Here is a 21,508-nt window from a genome sequence, read left to right as displayed (position 1 = left end):
ATGATCCTCGGCATCGGCACAGACCTCGCAAACATTGATCGCATCCAGGGCACGCTCGATCGGTTTGGCGACCGATTTCGCAATCGTGTCTTTACCGAAACCGAACAGCGAAAGGCCGAGCGCCGCGCCGATACTGCTGGCACCTATGCCAAGCGCTGGGCCGCAAAAGAGGCGTGTTCCAAGGCGCTGGGTACCGGGTTGCGCATGGGCATTGCTTGGAAGGATATGGCCGTTACCAACCTTCGAACCGGTCAACCGGTGATGCATGTTACCGGCTGGGCAGCTGAGCGCCTGAATGAGATGACACCCGAGGGGTACGAGGCCATTATTCATGTTACCCTGACGGATGATCACCCTTGGGCGCAGGCCTTTGTGGTGATCGAAGCGCGGCCGCTGCACGAACGGGCCGCGCGGCCTTGACTTGCCCCTGGCAGAGCCGCATGTAGCAGCGGACCCAAGAAACAATCGGAGAGCAGTATGGCCGAGGAAGCCAAAACCGGAAGCGGCGTCTGGGAGACGATCAAAACCATCGTCTACGCCTTGCTGATCGCGGGCGTCTTTCGCACCCTGTTCTTCCAACCTTTCTGGATTCCGTCCGGTTCCATGAAGCCAACATTGTTGATCGGGGATTTCCTCTTCGTCAACAAAATGGCCTATGGCTACTCTTACGCCTCCTGCCCCAGCCTGATCATTCCCAGCGTAGGTCTGAATATCGACGCGGAAGATATCTGTGGCTGGATGCAAGGTGACGAGAATACGCGCTTGCTGGGTGGTGAACCTGACCGTGGCGATGTGATTGTGTTCCGCCATCCGGTTACGGGCCGTGATTACATTAAGCGCCTGATCGGCCTGCCAGGGGATCGTGTGCAGGTGCGTGATGGCGTGGTGATCCTTAACGGGACCCCGGTAACACAAAAACCTGACGGCGTGTTCACTGAGATCGCAGAACCTCAGGGCCCGCAGGGCCTGCGCCCGCGGTGCTCGAACGGTCCTGTCGGGATCGGTGGCGTTTGCGAAAAAGAACGCTTTGTCGAAACGCTGCCAAATGGTGTCTCTTACGAGGTACTGAACATCGGCAATCAGGGGGCAGACAATACAGGCGTCTATATCGTTCCCGAAGGCCACTATTTCTTTATGGGCGATAACCGCGACAACTCCAGTGACAGCCGTTTGCCGCAGTCTGCTGGCGGTGTTGGCTATGTGCCCTACGAAAACCTGATCGGTCGGGCTGATCGCATCATGTTCTCGTCCGCTGGTCGTTCCATGCTGTTCTTCTGGACGTGGCGTGGTGATCGGTTCTTTGAGGCGGTCAATTGAAGCTATCGGCTGAAATGAAGGCGTTCCAGCAACGTCTGGGGTACGAATTCAAAAGCCCTGAGTTGCTGGTACGCGCACTGACCCACGGGTCGGTTTCTTCCTCCACGCGGCCTGACAACCAGCGGCTGGAGTTTCTGGGCGACCGGGTGTTGGGATTGGTGATGGCCACGGCGCTGCTTGAGGCCGACAAAAAGGCTTCGGAAGGCCAGCTTGCTCCGCGGTTCAATGCGCTGGTCAGAAAAGAGGCTTGCGCAGACGTGGCGCGCCAGATCGATCTGGGGGCGGTGCTGAAGCTGGGCAGATCCGAGATGCTGTCTGGTGGTCGTCGTAAGCAAGCCCTGCTGGGCGATGCGATGGAGGCGGTGATTGCCGCCGTCTATCGCGATGCAGGGTTTGAGGCGGCGCGCGATGTGATCCTTGCGCTATGGGGTGACCGCATCCACAATGTTGAGGCCGACGCTCGCGATGCCAAGACATCCCTGCAGGAATGGGCGCAGGCCCGGGGGCAAAAACCACCATCCTATGTCGAAGTATCACGCAGCGGTCCTGATCATGCACCGGTGTTCACCATAGCTGCCCGCCTGCAAGACGGGACCGAGGCCCAATCGACCGCCGGATCAAAGCGCCAGGCCGAGCAGGCGGCAGCCAAAGCACTGTTGGCGCAACTCAAGTAGCACACGGTCTCAGACCCGGATTGTTACAGTTTTTCAATCTAACTTGAGGTCTATGGCAGGTTATCCATCGCGATTGTATCTGAATGTTATCTGCTTTGGCGCTAGCTGAAACACGACGTGTCAAAGCACATCAAATACAACGAAGTGAGGCGGACCAATGCAAAGTGCAAAACTGACCACCGTGAATATCGGCTTTCTTTTTATCGCCGGTTTCATCGCCACCATCGCGTTTGATTTCTGGGGGCAGGTGATCAGCCCCGGAATAGGCTGGGCCAATCTGTCACCTGAGGGACTTGCGCAAAGCCTGCTGTCCAGTCTCGGATTGCCGAGCAACGCCTTTCTGGGCTTTTTTGTCCACTTCTACCTCGTTGGTCTGATCGCCTATCCATTGGGATGGTTCCTGATCTTCAAACCGATCTGGGTTAAGGTTTTAGGGCCGGTCCATATGTTCGCGGCCTCCGCGATTTACGGGTTCGGATTGTGGGTCTTTGCCTTGGGTGGCATCACTACCCTGTCGGGTCTGCCGCCTTTCCTCAACTTCACAGGGATCACTTGGGTCGCGCTGATCGGCCATGTGCTTTATGGCATCGTCATGGTGGCTGTCCTGCGCCTGATCGAGCGCCAGCACGCATAAAGATCGAGGGGCGTGTCACGCGCGCCTCAAACCACCCGGATATATCCGGTTAGCCCGGTTTTCTGATGTTCTATCACGTGACAGTGGAAAGCCCAGTCTCCGGGATTGTCTGCCACCAGCGCGACCTCGGCCACCTCATCCTTGAGCAACAGCATCGTATCGGTCATCAGTGGCGGTAGTTTGCGCAGGTTAGAGCGCAGAGGTACGAAGGCCAGCCCGTGCAGATGGATTGGGTGCAGGTTCGGGGATTCATTGCGCAAACGCAGGATGTAGCTTTTACCCATTTGCAGTGTTGCCAGTGGCCCTACGTTCTCGGCGGCGTCACCGGGCCATGGCGTCCGGTTGATCGACCAAAAACTATACCCCAGCGAGCCACAGAACCCGTCATTTGGCGCGCCGCCTTCGGGGGTCCAGCCAAACACGAATTCATGCAATTCGGCGTTTGTCAGATCCGGTTTAGCAACCGGATTCAGGGGCAGGGGCTTCATTTCGCGCAGATCGCGTGACAGGGATTGGCCGACAGCACGCAGCTGCGCCATGATGCGATGCTTCTGACCGGGGATCTTGGCGACCAGATCGACGGTTTTGCCTTCCTCAGGGGGCATAGTCATGGCGAAGTCAACGCGCTGACCGGGGCCAACCAGCATGGGCTCCTTGGCGCTGGGCATTTGCATCTCAATCTCGACTGGATGTCCGTCCCAGGCGATGATCCGCGCCGCAGCACCCTCAAGGTGCAGTTTGTAGATGCGCGTCGTGTCGGTGTTGACCACGCGCAGGCGCACCAAACCGCCTGCTGGGTGTTCATAGCTAGGTGCATCCAGCCAATTGGCCGTCAGTACATTGCCAAATGTACCTGATCGCGCCGCTCCGCGTGCGGTATATGCGGGCAGGAAGGTGCCTTCCTCATCCAGCCGGAAATCTCGCAGGTTTATTACCTGATCAGCGTCGAAACCCGGGTCTTCCGGCTCGGCTATCACCATTACACCTGTCAGGCCGTGGGCCATCTGCTCCATGGTCATACAGTGCGGGTGGTACCAGTAGGTGCCGGCATCAGGTGGGGTGAATTCATAGTTGAACACTTCATCCGCGCCCATTGGCATTTGGGTGAGGTACGGCACGCCGTCCATTCCGTTTGGGATACGCAACCCGTGCCAGTGCATCGCTGTATAGTCCGGGGTCGCGTTGCGCACCGGCAGTTTCATGACTTCACCCTGGCGCCCGTACAAAACAGGCGGGGGCGCATTCGGCGACAGGCTGACCATTCCGGTCGTCATTTGCTCACGGAACCTGAAGCTTGCAGGCTGAATGACCAGATCCTGTGCACCACTGCTCGCAGCCAATCCGAAACCGCCCAGCCCCAATGCGCCTGCAGCGGCTCCGCTTCCCAGAAGAAACTCGCGACGTTTCATGTCTTGCCTCGTTGAAATGATAGTCACCTGGCTCGGAATGGCGCGGTGCAGTTGAATGCTGCCATCTCGGGTGCATGGCTGCAATGCGACAAAACCCTCTGGTCCATATGGGCTTTCTGCTATAGGGATGCGCACTTGCTAACAGGATCGCAGGACACATGACCACACGCGCCGGATTTATCGCCCTGATCGGAGAGCCCAATGCAGGCAAATCCACCCTTTTGAACCGCATGGTCGGGGCCAAGGTCTCAATCGTGACGCACAAGGTGCAGACCACCCGCGCCCGTATTCGCGGTGTAGCGATGGAAGGTGATGCGCAGTTGGTATTTGTGGACACGCCGGGCCTGTTCAAACCCCGCCGCCGTCTGGACCGCGCCATGGTCGCCGCCGCGTGGGGCGGGGCGGCCGACGCGGATGTCGTCGTGCTGATGGTCGAGGCACATCGTGGCATTACCGAAGGCGTTGAACGTATCCTCGAGGGTCTGGAAGAGATCGGTCAGGGCCGTACCATCGCGTTGGCCATCAACAAGATCGACAAGGTCCCATCCGAGAAGCTGCTGGCGCTGACAAGCGAATTGAATGCGCGCTATCCCTTCGCCGAAACCTTCATGATTTCTGCGGAAAAGGGACATGGTGTCGACGATCTGCGCAAGTGGCTGGCGTCCGAGTTGCCCGAAGGTCCTTGGCTGTATCCCGAGGATCAGATTGCCGACCTGCCTTTGCGCATGATCGCGGCTGAGATGACGCGTGAGAAACTGACCCTGCGCCTGCATCAGGAACTGCCCTATCAGTTGACTGTGGAAACCGAGAACTGGGAGGAGCGCAAAGACGGTTCTGCCAAGATCGATCAGGTCATCTACGTAATGCGCGACGGCCACAAAGGTATCGTGCTGGGCAAACGGGGCGAAACGATCAAGGCCGTCAGTCAGGCGGCACGGGCCGAGTTGGAAGAGTTCCTCGACCGCAAGATCCACCTGTTCCTGCAGGTTAAAGTCCGACCCAACTGGTTGGAAGAATCCGAGCGGTATTCGGAAATGGGTCTGGATTTCAAAGACGGCAACGCATGAGCCGCCTGACGGCTGAATTCTGGGTCCATGCCTATCTGGCGCGGCTGCGGTTTCAGGAGATCCCAGCCTTTGTTGTGGCCCATGGCGATGACACTGCCGGTGCAGTACTGGTCAAACTGAACACGTTGGACGGTCAGGCGATTGCTTTTCAACGCAGCTTTGACTTGATGAGCGGTGAGCGCAAATGGGTTGAACTGTCCAATGGGGCAGAGGTGGACGTAGACAGCGCCATACAGCGTCAGCGCAGCTTTGATCCCGATCTTTGGGTGATCGAGGTTGAGGATCGGCAGGGGCGCCACTTGCTTGGGGAGGAAGGGTTGGAGTAAACCTACCAACCGCCCGTTTTTGCGAAAATGTCGTGGCCGGTCGCATGGGGTGCGCCTCCTGCAAATTCCCGCACCTTGGCAGCAAACTCCTTGAAATATGGCTGCGCCTGCACATGCGCTAACGTTTCTGCACTGTCCCAACGGCCCCAATGAAACCGGGTCGTTCCATCATCCGCTACCGCCACTTGGTAGGTGAATTTCCCTGCTGCCGCCGGATCAGAGTTGATGGCAGATATGAAGGCTGCAGTGGCGTCGGTCCAGGCGCTCTCATTGCCTTCGTAGCTATACGTAATCGTAATTCCGCGCATGATATCTCACCTTTATTTAACTATTGTGTTAATTAAAGGGTGTACCCCATGTGCGTCAAGTGTCATGCAGTTACAACAAAACGCAGGTTGGGGCTGGCGTGCGAAAGATGGGCTCAACCGACTTGTCGATAGTGCCCATCATGCCAATCCAACCCCTTTAGCTTTACTGACCGCGAATGCGATCAGCCGTTTTCACCAAAGTTAACAAAGCTCATCTTGTTACCATCCAGATCACGGGCATAGGCTCCAAAAAAGTCCGGGCCATATTGCGGGCGCGGGCCGGGGTCGCCTTCGTTGGTGCCACCATTGGCCAGTGCCGCTGCGTGGACTTCGCGCACCTCGTCTTCGCTTTCGCACAGCAGGCCGACCATGTTTCCGTTCCCGGGAGCCGCCGTTTTCTGATCGTGTGGCATCGATACCCAGACTCGCCCGCCGCCACGCAGCTCGTAACAGACTGCGTATGGCATGTATTCAGCGACAACCTTGCCACCGATTTCGGCCATGACCGCGTCGTAATAGGTGCGGGCCTTGGCGACATCGTTTGAGCCAATCATGACATAGTTGAGAGACATGGTTTTAATTTCCTTTGATGAGAACATAAAGTGAACATTAGCCAAAGTGCCCGTTATGTGCAATTCGTTTGTCCGACTGTATGAATACCTTCGGCCAGTTTCTGCCTTGCGCGTATGACGGGCATGAGATTTCCTGCGGGCGCATCTGATAACTGAACGGACCCAAACTTGGACTGGCGCGATCACGGCATACTTCTGACCTCTCGCCGCCACGGTGAAACGGCAGCGATTATCGAGGTCTTTACTGAAGGTCATGGCCGGCATGCAGGCGTCGTGCGCGGGGGCACCAGCCGCAAGATCGCGCCAATACTGCAGCCGGGTGCGCAGCTGGACGTCTTGTGGCGTGCGCGGCTTGAGGAACATATCGGTACTTTTCAGGTCGAACCTCTCCGCTCTCGCGCTGCTGCGGCGTTTTCAGGGCGATTGGCGCTTGCAGGACTGAACGCAGTCGTGGCGCTTTTGTCCTTTTGCCTGCCCGAACGCGAACCCCATCCAGCCATTTACAAGCAAACTGAACAACTCATGGATCTGCTCGGACAGGATGACATCTGGCCGCTGGCTTATCTGCGTTGGGAAATGGCGTTGCTGGAAGAATTGGGCTTTGGCCTTGATCTTAGCCGATGCGCCGTGACTGGTACGACTGAGGGTCTGATTTATGTTTCGCCAAAATCAGGGCGTGCAGTGAGCGCTGAGGGTGCAGGCGAATGGGCTGACAGGCTCTTGCCTTTACCACCGTGTCTTCTGGGCGAAGGGCAGGGGGCTGATGATGAGATCGCCCAGGCCCTGGGAACAACTGGATATTTTCTTGAGAACCGGGTTGCACCTGCATTGGGTCACAATCCATTGCCTGATGCGCGGGCACGATTTGTGGATCAGTTCACTCGGCGGCTTTGAATACCATCTCGTGGCCGTCTTCGTTCCGAAGGATCAGGATATCGCCTGACACTTCAGACTGGGTCATGGCTATGAGCGCGGCGAAATAAAACCCTTCGGCCTCAAGTCCAGCACAGGCCGCACGTGTGGCCGTTAGATTCTGGATTTCGAACCAGGGGTATGGTGCACTTAACGTACCGGTATAGCTGTTGCACGGGGCATTGCCCGCAATCTTGCCCTCTTCGGGAAAGCGCAGCAAAGCGCTGGCCGCATAAGGCTGCCCATCTATTTCCTGCAACGCCCATGTCTGGTCTGCCGCACCGTAGGCTGCAACGGTTTCGTCCTTATCACACTGGAAAAGGGCCAGAAGAGGCAGGGTCAGGATTAGGCGCGTCATGCTGATCTCTTATCCATTCCGTAGTGCCGAGGGAACCGGTGTATTGGATTTTAGTAGGGTATCGCACCGCTCAGCAGTTCTTCGCGAACTTCCATGCGAGGTCTCCAGTTGTATCTGGTGTCTTCGCGAACCGGTGCCCAGAACAGCGCACCGCTGTTTCGCCAGGGATCAAGGATGATGCCGTCATTCATCGACGCCCCCTTTGCGCTGATTGCCGCCGAATGATGGATGATCCGGAACGCGGTTGGAGGTGATGTAACCCAATGCAGGTCAAGCGTCCGGAAGTTTTCCTGTCTCAGGCGTGTGGTCATGGCTTGGGCCCAGTCATTGCACAGGCCGCGTTCCCGTAGGCCGTTTGCGACCTTTGCGTTATGTACTATCGCCGGATCGGTGATGTTCCATTCCCGAGCCAGTTGTTGTGAATAGGTATACGCAATCGAAGCGGCCTTTCGGGCCTCAGCAGAATCGACAGCAGGACTTAGGCTTTGAATGGCCTGCGCCAGTTCGTTGATATCGTCCTGGCTGGCAGTCGGCGGTGATGTTGTACAGCCACCCAATGCAAGGGCTGCCAAAGTTGCCCAAAGTGCAAATATCAGTTTTGTCATAATGGTTGCGCCAACTACTCGCCCGAGCCTGTATTCTTTGTCGGTTGCTCTATCCGGGATCAGTGGGGAAGCAAAGGGGAAGAAATCGCATCGGCAATTCAGGGCTGAAATGAGATGGGGCTGAAGCTGTCGCATAAAGTTGTAATCTCAGGTGCGGGTGAGCATGCGTTCTGGCGCAACAAAAAGACCCGGCACAGGGCCGGGTCAAGTTGGGGAAACAAGAGGTTTTTGTTTGTGTCAGCTCAGCAAGCGGCGGGCGATTACCTGTGCCTGAATTTCGGCTGCACCTTCAAAGATGTTCAGGATCCGCGCGTCGCACAGCACACGGCTGATCTTGTATTCAAGCGCAAAGCCGTTCCCGCCATGAATCTGCAGGCCGTTATCAGCTGCGGCCCAAGCCACACGCGCGCCCAGCAGCTTGGCCATACCAGCCTCAAGATCACACCGGTGGCCGTTATCTTTTTCCCAGGCCGAGAAGTACGTCAGCTGACGTGCGATCATGATCTCAACCGCCATCATCGCCAGTTTGCCCGACACGCGCGGGAAGTTGATCAGAGATTTGCCGAACTGTTTACGCTCCTGCGCGTATTGCATGGCAATATCCAGAGCGCTCTGAGCCACGCCAATGGCGCGTGCTGCTGTCTGGATGCGCGCGCTTTCAAAGGTCTCCATGAGCTGCTTGAAGCCCTTGCCTTCTTCGCCGCCCAGCAGGTTTTCACCCTTTACGTGGAACCCATCAAAACCCAGCTCGTATTCCTTCATGCCGCGATAGCCGAGCACCTCGATCTCACCTCCGGTCATGCCGGGGGTTGGGAACGGGTTGTCGTCAGTGCCTGGAGTCTTTTCAGCCAGGAACATGGAAAGCCCACGGTGATCGGTGGTGTCCGGATTGGTTCGCGCCAGCAAGGTCATGACATGGGTGCGCGAGGCGTGCGTGATCCAGGTCTTGTTGCCGGTGATCTTGTAGTCACCGTTTTCATCCTTGACCGCGCGTGTGCGCAGGCTGCCGAGGTCAGATCCGGTATTAGGTTCGGTGAAAACGGCGGTTGGCAGGATTTCAGCACTGGCGATCTTGGGCAACCACTGCGCCTTTTGTTCGTCTGTGCCACCTGCAATAATCAGTTCGGCCGCAATTTCGGACCGGGTCCCCAGCGAGCCAACGCCGATATAGCCACGCGACAATTCTTCAGACACGACGCACATCGAAGCCTTGGACAATCCAAAGCCACCAAACTCTTCGGGGATGGTCAGGCCAAAGACACCCATCTCGGCCAGTTCCTCGATGATCTCAATAGGGATCAGTTCGTCTTTGAGGTGCCACTCATGCGCGTTTGGTTCGACTTTCTCCAGAGCATAGCGCCGGAACTGATCGCGGATCATCTCAAGCTCTTCATCAAGACCGGATGTACCGAACATGGTGGCGCCGGACTGCTCTTCCATCAGTTGGACCAGACGTGTTCGGGCGGCCTGTGAATTGGCCTGAGCCATCAGCGTTTGCACTTCGCTACATTGGAAGCCCGAGAGAGCGTCCCATCCCAATCCCAGATCCTGCAGGCGCACAACCTCGCCCTGGTTCATCGGGATGCCGCCGGCGATCTGGTGCAAATACTCGCCAAAAGCAATCTGGTGCAGCAACTGCTCCATCTCGCCAAGGTTTCCATCAGCATTCAGAGACTCTGCCCAGCGCTGCATCTGCTGCAGAGATTGGTGATATGTGGCCAACCAGGACAACCCGTGTGCCGCTGTCTGATTGGCCTCGACCAGCGCGCCCGAGATTTTGTCGTCTTTGCTTACCATCGCGCGAACCGAAACGCGTGCGCTGTCAAACACGGACTGGACTGCCGGAAGCGCAGCTTTGGTCAAAGTCAGAAGATCTGGCAACACCGCTGATGCAGTCATGTTCGTTGTATCCTGTCCGTCATGGGCCATGAATCACGTCCTTTTCTGGGTCGTCTGGTCATATCATGCTGCACATGCAGCGCAACAAAAATACGCATTAGGCCCATAAATAGTTCAAAAATTACCTGAACGTTTTTGCGATGCAGAGAATTTTCCCGGTGGTATGTAGGGTATATGACGCTGTTTTCATTGTTTACACCTCAAGATCTGTTGCTGGCTTTTGCAGTTGCCTTTGTGGCTGGCTGGGTCAAGGGCATGGTCGGGTTCGCCATGCCAATGGTCCTGATCTCAGGACTTAGTACGACCTTGTCTCCAGACCTTGCGCTTGCTGGTCTGATCTTGCCGACACTGGTCACCAATGGTGTTCAGGCATTGCGTGAGGGTGCAGCTGCCGCGCTGTCGTCTATCCGACAGTTCCGGGTTTTTCTGAGTGTTGGCCTGATCTTTCTGTTGATGGGAGCGCAACTCGTAAGTTTGGTACCCGCCCGGGTTTTCCTGTTGATGATTGGGGTGCCCGTTACATTTTTCGCTTTCATTCAACTGATTGGGTTCGCGCTGAAGCTCGACAAACCATCGGCGCGAGTGGAAGCTGCAATTGGTGCCATTGCAGGATTTGTCGGTGGAATGTCTGGAGTTTGGGGGCCACCAACCGTCGCTTATCTGACTGCGTTGAATACGCCCAAACGAGAGCAGTTGCGTGTTCAGGGGGTCATATACGGGCTGGGCGCGGTTGCGCTGGTGGTTGCGCATCTGGGGTCGGGTATACTCAGATCAGAAACCTTACCCTTTTCAGCGGCATTGATTGTGCCTGCTTTGGCGGGGCTATGGGCTGGCATGCTATTGCAGGATCGGATTGATCAGACAACGTTTCGCAAAGTTACGCTGCTGGTTCTTTTGATTGCCGGGCTGAATCTTCTGCGGCGCGGCATTTTTGGCTAAGGCCTCAGGCGCGGCGCTCCATGAAGCGAAACGCAAAATACAGCCCCAGCATCAAAAAGAACAATCCTGACAAGTCACCAATGAGGTAGGCGATATACTCGGCTGTTGCGCTTCCGAAGGCAAGATTGGTCAATCCGGAAACGAGGAACGAGGTGATCACGCCGACACCCATGACGCATATCCAGCAGGGGCGCTTGTGAGCGGCGGGAAACAGATCCCAACCCATCCATTTGCACAGATAGAACACTGCAGGTGCCGTTGTTACCGCAATGACTATCGCCATCAGGCGGCTGGGTGTGAAGACATCTGACCCTGCGAGAAACGCAAATACGATAAAGACACCGGGTAGAAGTGCGAATATCGCCCGCCAACCAAGCAGCCAGGCGGCAAGAACGCGTACTCCGTGGGGCAAAAACAGCAGGCTCGCCCGGCTTGGATATTCGGGAAAGAACGCGTTCTGCAGTGGCATCAGGACCTCGAAGGTCAGGAAAGATGCCACTACATATGCCAGTGAGGCAAAAAAAGTATCAGAAACCCAGGCGCGCATTCACATCAGCCATTCACGCGCCGTCTGAGCGTATCACCTGGGAGCATGAACGACGTAACGACCCCGGTTGGCGTTACCGCTTTGCGAGAGGTAACCTTTCTGAACCAGCGATTTCAGGGCGCGGAAAAACGTCGGGCGCGATACGCTTTGGACCAAAGTATGTTCAATCAGTCCGAAAGTACGGACTTCCTTGTCGTCTTTGGAGAGCTCTTCGGCCGCATAGTAGATGTCGCGCTCAACCGGAGATAGTTCCTCCAGACCCAGAGTACGTTCCATGCTCTGCATGAGTTTGCGCAATTCAGTAAGTTTCGAAATCTCAGTCATGTCCTTAACCTATTATATCCAGTGTCAGTGACCGCAACGCTGCGACTGTTTGAAACGCATCAAATAGCGCGTCTCATATTGACACTCATCCCCCTTCGAATACAGTACCTATATGATTAGGCGCCTCAATTCGCGATTGTGAGTGAGTTCGCATGAGGTGCCCAAAGGTTCTTTCAGCTGCAGCCCGGTGCAAATGCGCCGGGCTTTTTTCTTTCGATGGTTTTTGTAACTAAACTATGACAGCACACCGGGCAATGAATTTGTATATGCATGAAGCAAAATACAACCAAAAGATGATCTGTCGAAGGTCGTGATCGCCAAGAAAAAAGGGGGCGTTGCCGCCCCCTGTCATCAGCCGATTGCGACGGCCTTAATATCGTCGTCGATAAAGGGCAGATATTGCTCGAAGTTTTCAGCAAACATCTGAACCAGTTTGTCGGCTTGCTTGTCAAACGCAGCCTGATCGTCCCAGGTCCGACGTGGATCAAGCAGCACTTCGGGCACGCCGGGGACTGAAACAGGGACATCAAATCCGAAATTCGCGTCCTTGCGGTACTCGGCATCAGCCAGCGATCCCTCGAGGGCTGCAGTCAGCAGCGCGCGAGTTGCCTTGATCGGCATCCGGCTGCCAACGCCATAGGCCCCACCGGTCCAGCCTGTGTTTACCAGCCAGCAGGTTGCCCCGTGCTGGGCGATCTTATCGCGCAGCAGGTTGCCATAGGCCTCTGGACGGCGCGGCATGAAAGGAGCGCCAAAGCAGGTTGAGAAGGTCGGCTGAGGCTCGGTCACACCACGCTCGGTGCCAGCAACCTTGGAGGTGAAGCCGGACAGGAAGTGGTACATCGCCTGTGCCGGGGTCAGCCGCGCGATCGGAGGCAGCACGCCGAACGCGTCGCAGGTCAGCATGATGATGTTCTTGGGGTGTCCACCCAACGCGCTGCTCGAAGCATTCGAGATATACTCCAGCGGATAGGCGCAGCGCATGTTCGCAGTCAGCGAATCATCGTCAAAATCCAGTTCTTTGGTCTCGGGGTCGAAAACCATGTTCTCGATCACTGTGCCGAATTTCGAAGTTGTCGCGTAAATCTCAGGCTCGGCTTCGGCGTTCAGATTGATGGTCTTGGCATAGCAGCCGCCTTCGAAGTTAAAGGTGCCACGGTCCGACCAGCCATGCTCATCGTCACCAATCAGGACACGAGCCGGATCGGCAGACAGAGTGGTTTTACCTGTTCCGGACAGCCCGAAGAACACTGCTGTGTCGACCGGGTTGCCGACAGCGTGGTTGGCCGAGCAGTGCATCGGCATCACACCTTTCTCAGGCAGCATGTAGTTCAGCAGGGTAAAGACCGATTTCTTGTTTTCACCCGCGTATTCGGTACCACCGATCAGGATGATCTTGCGATCGAAGTTCAGCGCGATAACAGTCTCGCTGCGGCAGCCATGCTTTTCAGGGTTCGCCTGAAAGCTGGGGCAGTTAATAACTGTGAAATCTGCAGTGAAGTCATCCAGATCTTCACGATCGGGACGGCGCAGCAGGTGGCGGATAAACAGATTATGCCAGGCCAGTTCGGTGACCATGCGCACGTTGATTGAGTAGGCCGGATCTGCACCGCCCACGAGATCCTGCACGAAATAATCGCGGCCCTTCATATGCTCGAGCATGTCGGCATAGAGAGCGTCGAACCCTTCCGGGCTCATCGCGGCATTATTTTCCCACCAGATGGTGTCGGCGACACTGTCGGTTTTGACGACATGCTTGTCCTTGGGCGACCGGCCAGTGAATTTACCAGTGGTGACCAGAAAGGCTCCGCCATTGCCAAGGGTGCCTTCGCCGCGCTTCAGCGCCTCTTCGATCAGCGCCGGCTCCATGAAGTTGTAATAGACATTTCCCAGACCCTCGATGCCCTGATCTTCGAGGCGGAATTGCGGGTTAACCCGTCCAGATGTCATGCGTTTCTTCTCCTGTGGCGGCGCGACGGCGGTTAGGCCGGGGTGCGCTCTTGGGGCAGTATGCCGGGAAAAACCGGCGGATGAGCGGGTCTTATCATGGTCGTTCGGGGCATGAACAGGACGGTTTGGCGCAGTTAGCGCAACCAAGCGTAGGTTTAGCGCAACCAAGAAATTACTGTTGAAATTCTGAGCGGGTTTCCTGCTGAATGTACGGCTTTTTTGCCGCATCTGTGTGGCAACAATCGCACGATTCGCAGATACGGATTGATTCGCCGCCTTAAAAACGCCAGAAATGCCATACTAATAAGCGAAATATTGCGTATGAGAGCAGGAATAGGGGTAACCCGATGTCTAAGATTGCACTGGTGGATGACGACAGAAACATTCTGACGTCCGTTTCCATGACGCTCGAGGCCGAGGGGTTCGAGGTCGAAACCTATAATGACGGGCAGGCAGCCCTTGATGCATTCAACAAGAAATTGCCGGATATGGCTGTGCTGGATATCAAGATGCCTCGCATGGACGGAATGGATCTATTGCAGCGTCTGCGACAGAAAACGCAGATGCCGGTGATCTTCCTAACATCCAAGGATGATGAGATTGACGAAGTCCTGGGTCTGCGAATGGGGGCGGACGACTACGTCAAAAAGCCTTTCTCGCAGCGACTTCTGGTAGAACGCATTCGGGCATTGCTGCGCCGTCAGGAAGCAACTTCTGGTGATGCGACAACTGCAAACACCGGCGATACCAAGGTAATGGAGCGTGGCGAACTGCGCATGGATCCATTGCGTCATGCGGTAAGCTGGAAGGGAGCGGATGTTTCGCTGACAGTGACCGAGTTCCTGCTGCTGCAGGCGTTGGCTCAGCGTCCGGGCTTTGTCAAAAGCCGTGACCAGTTGATGGATGTGGCTTACGACGATCAGGTGTATGTCGATGACCGAACCATCGACAGCCATATCAAACGCCTTCGCAAGAAGATGCGCGCTGCTGACCCTGAGTTTTCGGCCATCGAAACGCTGTACGGAATCGGTTACAGATACAACGAAGAATAGGCGCGGCCGTTTTTAAGGGGTAAAGGGGTCTCGTGCGCGACACTGAACAAGCCAGCGAAATGCGGGACGGCGATGTCGTTCTAGGGGATGATTGGGTCATCCCGCAGGATTCCGAGTCTGCTGAAATGAGTGCGCGCCGTTCGCGGCGCAATCTGTTTTCGTTACGCGGCTCGCCGTTGGCGCGGAAAATCATAACCTTCAACCTGATTGCTCTGGTGATTCTCGTCGCTGGATTGCTCTATCTCGACGACACGAGAAAAGAACGCGTTCAGGAGACTGCGCGGAATCTGATCGGCGACGCATTGTTGGTCAGCAACGTGTTTGAAACGCAACTGCGGCAGGCTTCAGTAAATCAGCCGCAGGATACTGCCGATCTTGATGTGAAAGACACTTTGTCCGGCCTTAGTCTGCCTGAGGGAGGAGAGCTGTTCGTTTACGATGGTACCGGCACTCTAATCGGTTGGACACGCGGTGCTTCTCCTGCATCTGAGCTGCCCGTTCTTCTTAGGTCTGATGCGGATCTGCCGACCGGTGGGACGCTGATCAGCGATGCGCTGAATGTCGTCTGGGTTGGGATATCTGGTGTATTCAGTGGATCCAACCAGGATGAAGCGCCTACGCTTGCTCAACGTGTTCAGGACATGATCCCGACCGCTTTGCAGGGTGGTATGCAGGTTCAGGCAGTGTCTGATGCCGCTGGGGATACCGTGATTGTCGCCGCCACTCCGATTCTGCGTGAGGGTGTGCCTGTAGGGGCCGTTGCAATGGCCGGTCCCGCTGGTGAAATTGACGCTCTGGCCCGCAAAGAACAGGAGCGTATTTTGCAGATGTTCGTCGTTGCGCTTTTGGTGTCGATTGGCCTCAGCCTTGTGCTGGCCTCAACCATCGCCAACCCGCTCGCCGATCTTGCCGCGGCAGCTGAGATGGGAAAGGACCGCGGCGCGGGCGTTAATCCAGGACGCATTCGTATCCCCGATCTGAGCGCAAGACCCGACGAAATCGGGCGCCTGAGCAGGGCTCTGCGTGGAATGGTGACTGCGCTTTACAATCGCATTGATGCAAATGAACAATTCGCAGCGGATGTCGCGCATGAGATCAAGAACCCTCTGGCAAGCCTGCAATCCGCTGTTGGTACGTTGCGCATGGTCAAACGCGAAGATCAGCGAGACAAACTATTGGGCGTTATCGAGCATGATGTTCGACGGCTGGATCGGCTGGTTAGTGACATCTCGAATGCCTCGCGGTTGGATGCCGAGCTTGTCAAAGAAGAAGAGCAGCCCTTCGATCTTCTCAAATTGATTGGCAATATCGGTCAGTATTTGGGTGAAGATGCGCGTTCGAAGGGCATCGACTATATCACGGACCTGCCTTCAGAGCCGATCGTTGTGAATGGTCTTGAGGCTCGACTCGCTCAGGTGTTCGTCAATCTGATCACCAATGCGATATCTTTCTGCGAAGAACATGACGCCATTCGGGTTTGGGTCCGCCAACGCGAAAACCGTGTTCTGATCGTGGTCGAAGATACAGGTCCGGGCATTCCGGATCAGGCCCTGACCAAGGTTTTCAAGCGGTTCTACTCCCAGCGGCCGGAAGAGCATTTCGGCAACAACTCCGGTCTTGGGCTGGCTATTTCCAAACAGATCGTCGAGGCCCATGGCGGCGTGATCTGGGCCGAGAACATTCGCCCGACAGAAGCGGACATCACCTCGGATCCGCTTGGTGCCCGGTTTGTTGTCGGGTTACCTGTCTAGGTCATGGGCACAGATAACCTGTCCGATCTTGCAAACAGAGACACGGCTTGTGTTCACGCCACCTGTGTTGCGGTTGAGGGTAGAGCGGTCTTGATTTTGGGCGACTCAGGTGCCGGAAAATCAGGGTTGGCACTAGAATTGATGGCCCTGGGTGCGGATCTGGTGGCTGATGATCGGGTGGATTTGCGGATGCAAAGAGATCAGCTTATTGCAGATGCGATTCCATCAATCAGAGGGCTGATCGAGGCGCGCGGCATCGGGTTGTTAAGGGTCAAACCATGCGGTCCTGCGCCTGTGCATTACGTGGTTGATCTAGGACAGATTGAGGAAAGGCGTTTGCCGGACCCCCAGATGATCAAGGTCCTGAGGCAAACTGTTCCCTTGCTTCGCGGAGATGGTGTACCCAATTTGGCTGTAGCACTGATACAATTTATGAAAATGGGACGCGTAGATCCGCAATGGCCGAGCAAATAACTTCGCAACGGCGCATCGTCCTAGTGACAGGGCCTTCTGGCGCCGGCCGGTCGACTGCGATCCACGTCCTGGAAGATCTGGGTTTTGAAGCGATCGACAATTTGCCGATGGGTCTTTTGTCCCGACTGCTGGACGGTCCCGAGCCTGCACGCCCAATGGCGCTGGGCATCGATGCGCGCAACCGGGAATTCTCAACGATCGGGTTTATTGAACTCGCAGAGAAATTGGGGAGGATGGAGCAGGTTGATCTGACCGTACTCTATCTGGATTGCAGTAACGAAGTATTGCTGCGTCGTTTCTCCGAAACCCGCAGACGGCATCCAGTGGCCTCAGGTGCAAGTCCTGAAACCGGCATCCTACAGGAAAAAGAACTTCTACAGCCCATACGCGAGATCGCGGACACCCTGATCGACACAAGCGTACTGAACATTCATCAGTTGCGGGAAGAGGTGGAGCGTTGGTTCGCACCTCAAAGCGGTCGGCATCTGGCGGTTTCCATCGAATCGTTCTCCTACAAGCGCGGCTTGCCGCGTGGGTTGGACATGGTTTTCGATTGCCGGTTTCTGGCCAATCCCTATTGGCGGCCGGAGTTGCGGTCTGAAGATGGTAGAAATCCCGATGTTGCGGCCTATGTTCAATCCGATGCCAACTACGATCCTTTCTTCGACCGGGTCGTGGATCTGCTCAAGGTGTTGCTTCCTGGTTTTCGGGCTGAGGGCAAAGCGCATCTCTCGGTGGCCTTCGGCTGTACCGGCGGCCAGCACCGTTCGGTCGCCGTGGCGGAAGCGGTTGCAAAGGCCCTTGCAGAAGGGGGGCAGCAGGTGGCAATTAGGCACCGCGAAATGGAGCGTCGATCGTTGAATGTGAGGCCGGATTGATCGGGATCGTAATCGTAGCGCATGGGGGGTTGGCTCAGGAGTATCTGGCCGCCATGCAGCATGTCGTGGGACAACAGCCCGGTCTGGTTGCGATTGCAATTGAAGCGGACCACGATCGCGAAGCAAAACAATCTGAAATCTGTCGTGCCGCAGATGAGGTGGACGTTGGAGACGGTGTGGTTGTCGTAACCGACCTCTTTGGCGGTAGCCCATCGAATCTGAGCCTACGCGCTTGTGCGCCCCAGGATCGCCGTATCCTTTATGGGGCGAATCTACCGATGCTGATTAAATTGGCCAAAAGTCGCCACTTGCCCGTGGCCGATGCCGTGCGGCACGCAATGGAGGCTGGACGCAAGTATATCAATACGCAAAATGTGACGTTGGATTGAGACCGGACTGATTGAATATGGCTAACCGAAGCTTGAGAATCATTAATGAAAAAGGACTTCATGCCCGCGCTTCGGCTAAGCTTGTAGAAGTAGTCGAGGGGTTTGACGCAAGGGCAGAAGTTTCAAAGGACGGACTTTCTGCGTCAGGCGACAGTATCATGGGTCTTTTGATGTTGGCAGCCTCTCGCGGAACCACTATTGACGTCGAGACGTCCGGACCGGATGCTGAGGCGTTGGCAGAAGCGTTGGAAACCTTGGTCAACGACAAGTTCGGGGAAGGTTTCTAGGCACTGCTCTGCCACGAGACGAAGAACGGGAAGACCAGGAATTGGCGGAAACCGCGCACGATACCAAGACGAATACCGTGGTGGATGGGACCACAGATCAGGGTGAAGTCTACGACCGTAGAACTCTGACTTATGCGAACTCGTTCGACGACGCATGGACCTCGACTGCGATCCGCGCAATCGAATGGTGCACGGGTAAGCTGACCATTCTGCGGATGGTCAACAAGTTCGAGAAGAAGAACGAGTACTACCGTGGCCAGAAATTCTGGGGCGGCGCGCTTGAGGTTATGGGGATCGACCTGACCACACCTCAGGAACAGCTCGCCCGTATCCCAAAGGAGGGACCCGTTGTCGTTGTGGCCAATCACCCGCATGGGATGGTGGATGGCATGATTCTGGCTGAACTGATTGGTCAGGTGCGCAGTGACTACCGTATTCTGACGCGTTCTGTACTGACTGGGTTGGATGAGGCGGCAACGTCTTTCATGATCCCGGTTCCATTTCCGCATGATCCCGAAGCTCAAACCAAGATGCTTGAGATGCGAGGGAAAGCGATGGCTCATCTGAAGGCAGGGGGCGTCGTAGCGTTGTTCCCATCTGGCGTAGTCATGTCATCAGACGATTGGTTCGGCCCTGCAATTGAACGCGAATGGAACGTCTTCACAGCCCAGATGATCCGCCGATCCAAGGCAAAGGTTCTGCCGATCTTCTTCCCGGGCAGCAACTCGCGCTGGTATCAGATCGCGAACAAGTTGTCGCCTATTCTGCGGCAGGGGCTTTTACTTCATGAAATCGTTCGATCCTGCAACAAACCGCAATCGCCGGTCATCGGTGAGCCGGTTTCCGACGAAGACATGCAGTTGCTGGAAAAAGATCCGCGTGGGTTTATGGCATGGCTCAGAAAGCGCACAATGTCGCTGAGCCAGAGTTCGAATTCTTGAATTGATCGCAGACCCGAGTATTAGCCCGCAATCGCATGCGGGCTGAAATTGTCATCGGGTTGGTACCGGAACTTCACCGCGATAGTCATAGAAACCACGTTCGGTCTTACGACCCAGCCAACCTGCTTCGACATATTTTGTCAGCAAAGGGCAGGGGCGGTACTTGGTGTCAGCCAGTCCGTCATGCAACACGTTCATGATCGCGAGACAGGTATCCAGCCCGATGAAATCGGCCAGTTCCAGGGGCCCCATCGGGTGATTGGCGCCCAGCTTCATGGACTGATCGATGGATTGGACGTTTCCGACACCCTCATAGAGCGTGTAAACTGCTTCGTTGATCATCGGCATCAGGATACGGTTCACGATGAAGGCCGGGAAGTCTTCGGCGCTGGCCGCAGTCTTGCCCAGCCGGTCCACAACAGCTTTGCAAGAGTTATAGGTTGCTTCATCAGTTGCGATACCCCGGATCAACTCGACCAATTTCATGACCGGCACAGGGTTCATGAAGTGAAACCCCATAAACCGCTCAGGGCGGTCGGTCCGGCTGGCGAGACGGGTGATCGAGATCGATGAGGTATTCGATGTCAGGATCGTATGTGGCAGCAAATGCGGCTGCAGGTCCTCGAAGATTGCCTGCTTGATCGCCTCGCGTTCGGTGGCAGCCTCAATGACCAAGTCGGTTTGGCCCAGATCCGGCAGGCTCAGCGTTGTTGTGATGCGTTTCAATGCTGCCTGCATCGCTTCATCAGAGATCTTTCCACGCGATGCCTGGCGGGCCAGGTTGGCTTCGATCGTCACAATTGCGCTGTCCAGCGCCTCTTGGCTGACATCGTTCAGCAAGACATCATAATCCGCCAACGCCATGACATGAGCGATTCCGTTGCCCATCTGTCCAGCGCCAATCACTCCGACTGATTTCACATCCATGTTCAATGCCTTTGTATCACGGGATACCGCGACACTATCGGCAGACGGGGGGCAGCAGCAAGGGGATCAGACCCATCGAATTCGCTTCAAATGCGCACATTAGGAATTTCTCAAGACCTGAGGCTGCAAGATGGCAATTGGGTGAAAAAATTGGGTGAGTGTCATGAGCTATCATCATGCGGGTTCAGATGGGCCAGTAGATTCTGTTTGCCAATACGCCGGATCGAAACTGTGGTTCCGCGGACCGGAGCGATCTTTGGATGCACCCTACATAGCCTGTGTCGGAGGAGATGAGACATTCGGGCGATTTGTAGGGCAACCTTTTGTGGATTTACTGGAAAGGCGATTGGAGAAGACCTGCGTCAATCTTGGGAGCCTTTTCAGTGGGGTCGAGGCGCTTTCCCTAGATGCGGGCATGCTCAGGATCGTGAACGACGCCGAGCTTTGCGTGCTGCAACTGCCGGACGTTCTGTCACAGTCGAACCACTTTTACCGCGTCCACCCGCGCAGGAATGACCGTTTTCTCGAACCGACCCGTGATCTGCTTTCGCTGTATCCCGATGTAGATTTTACGGAAGTGCACTTCGTGCGGCATTTGCTGGCCCGGTTACAAACCCATTCGGACGCAAGAATAGAAGCTGTTGCTCAGGAGCTCAGTGAGGCTTGGGTATTGGGAATGAGATCGTTTCTTGAGCGGGTTACGGCCCCGGTTCTTCTCCTTTGGTTGCATGTGAACGACCAAGATGTGTGGGAGGATGCAGGAACTACTGAAAGAGATTTGGTGCCCGTTACACAAAGCATGGTGGACCAAATACGGCCGCTGTGTGCGGATTGCGTAGAACTTCAGGTTCAGACAGCGGGTGCATCAGAGGAACTGGAGGATGCCATGTTTGGCAGTCTTCAACAGCCTATGGCCTTGCATTGTCTTGGACCATCGGCACATCGTCATATTGCGTCATGTTTGTATG

26 protein-coding genes are annotated in these 21,508 nt (G+C 55.8%); 16 read left to right on the top strand and 10 right to left on the bottom strand.

What is annotated here, in order from left to right:
* From acpS to GOX61_RS11565, 4 genes are all read left to right on the top strand, one after another.
* The gene (acpS, locus tag GOX61_RS11580) at positions 1-420 is read left to right on the top strand and encodes a holo-ACP synthase (protein ID WP_170333866.1); all 420 of its coding nucleotides are present in this window, start codon (positions 1-3) and stop codon (positions 418-420) included.
* A gap of 57 nt (positions 421-477) precedes the next feature.
* Positions 478-1,317 (top strand): signal peptidase I, encoded by an 840-nt coding sequence (gene lepB, locus GOX61_RS11575; RefSeq protein WP_170333865.1) that lies wholly within the window; start codon positions 478-480, stop codon positions 1,315-1,317.
* The gene (gene rnc / locus GOX61_RS11570) at positions 1,314-1,991 is read left to right on the top strand and encodes a ribonuclease III (protein ID WP_170333863.1); all 678 of its coding nucleotides are present in this window, start codon (positions 1,314-1,316) and stop codon (positions 1,989-1,991) included. The genes lepB and rnc overlap by 4 nt, the downstream gene beginning before the upstream one ends.
* Positions 1,992-2,148: 157 nt before the next feature.
* Positions 2,149-2,625, top strand: coding sequence for a hypothetical protein (locus tag GOX61_RS11565; protein ID WP_155142295.1), 477 nt, complete (start codon positions 2,149-2,151; stop codon positions 2,623-2,625).
* A 26-nt stretch (positions 2,626-2,651) separates the two neighbouring features.
* On the opposite strand, the gene GOX61_RS11560 is transcribed toward GOX61_RS11565, so the two are convergent.
* Positions 2,652-4,034 (bottom strand): multicopper oxidase family protein, encoded by a 1,383-nt coding sequence (locus GOX61_RS11560; protein ID WP_170333861.1) that lies wholly within the window; start codon positions 4,032-4,034, stop codon positions 2,652-2,654.
* A gap of 158 nt (positions 4,035-4,192) precedes the next feature.
* Between GOX61_RS11560 and era the strand changes: the two genes are divergently transcribed.
* Positions 4,193-5,101: a GTPase Era gene (era, locus tag GOX61_RS11555; protein WP_155142298.1), complete on the top strand. Its 909-nt coding sequence runs from the start codon at positions 4,193-4,195 to the stop codon at positions 5,099-5,101.
* Complete coding sequence (locus GOX61_RS11550; protein ID WP_155142300.1) at positions 5,098-5,427, top strand: DUF1491 family protein; 330 nt, start codon at positions 5,098-5,100, stop codon at positions 5,425-5,427. The genes era and GOX61_RS11550 overlap by 4 nt, the downstream gene beginning before the upstream one ends.
* 2 nt (positions 5,428-5,429) lie before the next feature.
* Here the strand turns inward: GOX61_RS11550 and GOX61_RS11545 are convergent, their stop codons facing one another.
* Complete coding sequence (locus GOX61_RS11545) at positions 5,430-5,735, bottom strand: hypothetical protein (protein ID WP_170333859.1); 306 nt, start codon at positions 5,733-5,735, stop codon at positions 5,430-5,432.
* A 182-nt stretch (positions 5,736-5,917) separates the two neighbouring features.
* The gene (locus tag GOX61_RS11540; RefSeq protein WP_155142304.1) at positions 5,918-6,307 is read right to left on the bottom strand and encodes a VOC family protein; all 390 of its coding nucleotides are present in this window, start codon (positions 6,305-6,307) and stop codon (positions 5,918-5,920) included.
* Between the two features lie 168 nt (positions 6,308-6,475).
* On the opposite strand from GOX61_RS11540, the gene recO reads away from it, so the two are divergent.
* Positions 6,476-7,201, top strand: coding sequence for a DNA repair protein RecO (gene recO, locus GOX61_RS11535; protein ID WP_155142306.1), 726 nt, complete (start codon positions 6,476-6,478; stop codon positions 7,199-7,201).
* Here recO and GOX61_RS11530 read toward each other — a convergent pair.
* The 3 genes from GOX61_RS11530 to GOX61_RS11520 all read right to left on the bottom strand — a co-directional run bounded on the left by GOX61_RS11530 (position 7,185) and on the right by GOX61_RS11520 (position 10,111).
* Positions 7,185-7,577, bottom strand: a complete 393-nt coding sequence (locus GOX61_RS11530) for an META domain-containing protein (RefSeq protein WP_170333855.1) — start codon at positions 7,575-7,577, stop codon at positions 7,185-7,187. The genes recO and GOX61_RS11530 overlap by 17 nt on opposite strands.
* 50 nt (positions 7,578-7,627) lie before the next feature.
* Positions 7,628-8,182: a hypothetical protein gene (locus tag GOX61_RS11525; protein ID WP_170333853.1), complete on the bottom strand. Its 555-nt coding sequence runs from the start codon at positions 8,180-8,182 to the stop codon at positions 7,628-7,630.
* Positions 8,183-8,419: 237 nt separating this feature from the next.
* The gene (locus GOX61_RS11520) at positions 8,420-10,111 is read right to left on the bottom strand and encodes an acyl-CoA dehydrogenase family protein (protein WP_170333851.1); all 1,692 of its coding nucleotides are present in this window, start codon (positions 10,109-10,111) and stop codon (positions 8,420-8,422) included.
* A gap of 144 nt (positions 10,112-10,255) precedes the next feature.
* Here GOX61_RS11520 and GOX61_RS11515 point away from each other — a divergent pair, with 144 nt between their 5' ends.
* Entirely contained in the window at positions 10,256-11,020 is a 765-nt protein-coding gene (locus GOX61_RS11515) for a sulfite exporter TauE/SafE family protein (protein ID WP_170333850.1), read from the top strand.
* Between the two features lie 4 nt (positions 11,021-11,024).
* Here the strand turns inward: GOX61_RS11515 and GOX61_RS11510 are convergent, their stop codons facing one another.
* The 3 genes from GOX61_RS11510 to GOX61_RS11500 all read right to left on the bottom strand — a co-directional run bounded on the left by GOX61_RS11510 (position 11,025) and on the right by GOX61_RS11500 (position 13,841).
* Complete coding sequence (locus tag GOX61_RS11510; protein WP_155142316.1) at positions 11,025-11,567, bottom strand: hypothetical protein; 543 nt, start codon at positions 11,565-11,567, stop codon at positions 11,025-11,027.
* Positions 11,568-11,600: 33 nt separating this feature from the next.
* A complete protein-coding gene (locus GOX61_RS11505; protein ID WP_155142318.1) occupies positions 11,601-11,891 on the bottom strand; it encodes a hypothetical protein in 291 nt (96 codons plus the stop codon).
* Between the two features lie 351 nt (positions 11,892-12,242).
* A complete protein-coding gene (locus GOX61_RS11500; RefSeq protein ID WP_155142320.1) occupies positions 12,243-13,841 on the bottom strand; it encodes a phosphoenolpyruvate carboxykinase in 1,599 nt (532 codons plus the stop codon).
* A 347-nt stretch (positions 13,842-14,188) separates the two neighbouring features.
* Here GOX61_RS11500 and GOX61_RS11495 point away from each other — a divergent pair, with 347 nt between their 5' ends.
* From GOX61_RS11495 to GOX61_RS11465, 7 genes are read left to right on the top strand one after another with little or no spacing between them, the layout of a single operon-like run.
* The gene (locus tag GOX61_RS11495) at positions 14,189-14,893 is read left to right on the top strand and encodes a response regulator transcription factor (RefSeq protein WP_155142322.1); all 705 of its coding nucleotides are present in this window, start codon (positions 14,189-14,191) and stop codon (positions 14,891-14,893) included.
* 32 nt (positions 14,894-14,925) lie between these two features.
* On the top strand, positions 14,926-16,644 hold the full coding sequence (locus GOX61_RS11490; RefSeq protein ID WP_209015927.1) for an ATP-binding protein: 1,719 nt from the start codon (positions 14,926-14,928) through the stop codon (positions 16,642-16,644).
* A gap of 3 nt (positions 16,645-16,647) precedes the next feature.
* Positions 16,648-17,118, top strand: coding sequence for an HPr kinase/phosphorylase (locus GOX61_RS11485; protein ID WP_170333848.1), 471 nt, complete (start codon positions 16,648-16,650; stop codon positions 17,116-17,118).
* Positions 17,103-17,996, top strand: coding sequence for an RNase adapter RapZ (rapZ, locus tag GOX61_RS11480; protein WP_170333846.1), 894 nt, complete (start codon positions 17,103-17,105; stop codon positions 17,994-17,996). Before GOX61_RS11485 ends, rapZ begins: the two co-directional genes overlap by 16 nt.
* On the top strand, positions 17,993-18,385 hold the full coding sequence (locus GOX61_RS11475; protein ID WP_170333844.1) for a PTS sugar transporter subunit IIA: 393 nt from the start codon (positions 17,993-17,995) through the stop codon (positions 18,383-18,385). The genes rapZ and GOX61_RS11475 overlap by 4 nt, the downstream gene beginning before the upstream one ends.
* A 17-nt stretch (positions 18,386-18,402) precedes the next feature.
* Positions 18,403-18,672, top strand: a complete 270-nt coding sequence (locus GOX61_RS11470; RefSeq protein WP_155142330.1) for an HPr family phosphocarrier protein — start codon at positions 18,403-18,405, stop codon at positions 18,670-18,672.
* 41 nt (positions 18,673-18,713) lie between these two features.
* Positions 18,714-19,613: a lysophospholipid acyltransferase family protein gene (locus GOX61_RS11465; RefSeq protein ID WP_170333842.1), complete on the top strand. Its 900-nt coding sequence runs from the start codon at positions 18,714-18,716 to the stop codon at positions 19,611-19,613.
* A gap of 51 nt (positions 19,614-19,664) precedes the next feature.
* On the opposite strand, the gene GOX61_RS11460 is transcribed toward GOX61_RS11465, so the two are convergent.
* On the bottom strand, positions 19,665-20,540 hold the full coding sequence (locus GOX61_RS11460; protein WP_170333840.1) for a 3-hydroxybutyryl-CoA dehydrogenase: 876 nt from the start codon (positions 20,538-20,540) through the stop codon (positions 19,665-19,667).
* A 163-nt stretch (positions 20,541-20,703) separates the two neighbouring features.
* Here GOX61_RS11460 and GOX61_RS11455 point away from each other — a divergent pair.
* Positions 20,704-21,508 (top strand): DUF6473 family protein (locus tag GOX61_RS11455; protein ID WP_254436846.1); only part of this gene is annotated, 805 nt, incomplete at its 3' end.

It is taken from the genome of Ruegeria arenilitoris, from assembly GCF_013030265.1.
Classification (GTDB): domain Bacteria; phylum Pseudomonadota; class Alphaproteobacteria; order Rhodobacterales; family Rhodobacteraceae; genus Ruegeria; species Ruegeria arenilitoris_E.
The sequence above is the reverse complement of the archived record's forward strand: the minus strand, read 5'-3'. Positions and strand labels throughout refer to the sequence as shown.

Bases quoted from the DNA above. Each gene is read 5' to 3' on its own strand.
- GOX61_RS11515 (WP_170333850.1), top strand. From the start codon at position 10,256: ATGACGCTGTTTTCATTGTTTACACCTCAAGATCTGTTGCTGGCTTTT.
- GOX61_RS11500 (WP_155142320.1), bottom strand. From the start codon at position 13,841: ATGACATCTGGACGGGTTAACCCGCAATTCCGCCTCGAAGATCAGGGC.
- GOX61_RS11560 (WP_170333861.1), bottom strand. From the start codon at position 4,034: ATGAAACGTCGCGAGTTTCTTCTGGGAAGCGGAGCCGCTGCAGGCGCA.
- lepB (WP_170333865.1), top strand. From the start codon at position 478: ATGGCCGAGGAAGCCAAAACCGGAAGCGGCGTCTGGGAGACGATCAAA.
- GOX61_RS11565 (WP_155142295.1), top strand. From the start codon at position 2,149: ATGCAAAGTGCAAAACTGACCACCGTGAATATCGGCTTTCTTTTTATC.
- GOX61_RS11470 (WP_155142330.1), top strand. From the start codon at position 18,403: ATGGCTAACCGAAGCTTGAGAATCATTAATGAAAAAGGACTTCATGCC.
- GOX61_RS11505 (WP_155142318.1), bottom strand. From the start codon at position 11,891: ATGACTGAGATTTCGAAACTTACTGAATTGCGCAAACTCATGCAGAGC.
- acpS (WP_170333866.1), top strand. From the start codon at position 1: ATGATCCTCGGCATCGGCACAGACCTCGCAAACATTGATCGCATCCAG.
- GOX61_RS11540 (WP_155142304.1), bottom strand. From the start codon at position 6,307: ATGTCTCTCAACTATGTCATGATTGGCTCAAACGATGTCGCCAAGGCC.
- GOX61_RS11485 (WP_170333848.1), top strand. From the start codon at position 16,648: ATGGGCACAGATAACCTGTCCGATCTTGCAAACAGAGACACGGCTTGT.
- GOX61_RS11530 (WP_170333855.1), bottom strand. From the start codon at position 7,577: ATGACGCGCCTAATCCTGACCCTGCCTCTTCTGGCCCTTTTCCAGTGT.
- GOX61_RS11550 (WP_155142300.1), top strand. From the start codon at position 5,098: ATGAGCCGCCTGACGGCTGAATTCTGGGTCCATGCCTATCTGGCGCGG.
- GOX61_RS11520 (WP_170333851.1), bottom strand. From the start codon at position 10,111: ATGGCCCATGACGGACAGGATACAACGAACATGACTGCATCAGCGGTG.
- GOX61_RS11495 (WP_155142322.1), top strand. From the start codon at position 14,189: ATGTCTAAGATTGCACTGGTGGATGACGACAGAAACATTCTGACGTCC.
- GOX61_RS11460 (WP_170333840.1), bottom strand. From the start codon at position 20,540: ATGGATGTGAAATCAGTCGGAGTGATTGGCGCTGGACAGATGGGCAAC.
- GOX61_RS11525 (WP_170333853.1), bottom strand. From the start codon at position 8,182: ATGACAAAACTGATATTTGCACTTTGGGCAACTTTGGCAGCCCTTGCA.
- GOX61_RS11545 (WP_170333859.1), bottom strand. From the start codon at position 5,735: ATGCGCGGAATTACGATTACGTATAGCTACGAAGGCAATGAGAGCGCC.
- GOX61_RS11510 (WP_155142316.1), bottom strand. From the start codon at position 11,567: ATGCGCGCCTGGGTTTCTGATACTTTTTTTGCCTCACTGGCATATGTA.
- rapZ (WP_170333846.1), top strand. From the start codon at position 17,103: ATGGCCGAGCAAATAACTTCGCAACGGCGCATCGTCCTAGTGACAGGG.
- era (WP_155142298.1), top strand. From the start codon at position 4,193: ATGACCACACGCGCCGGATTTATCGCCCTGATCGGAGAGCCCAATGCA.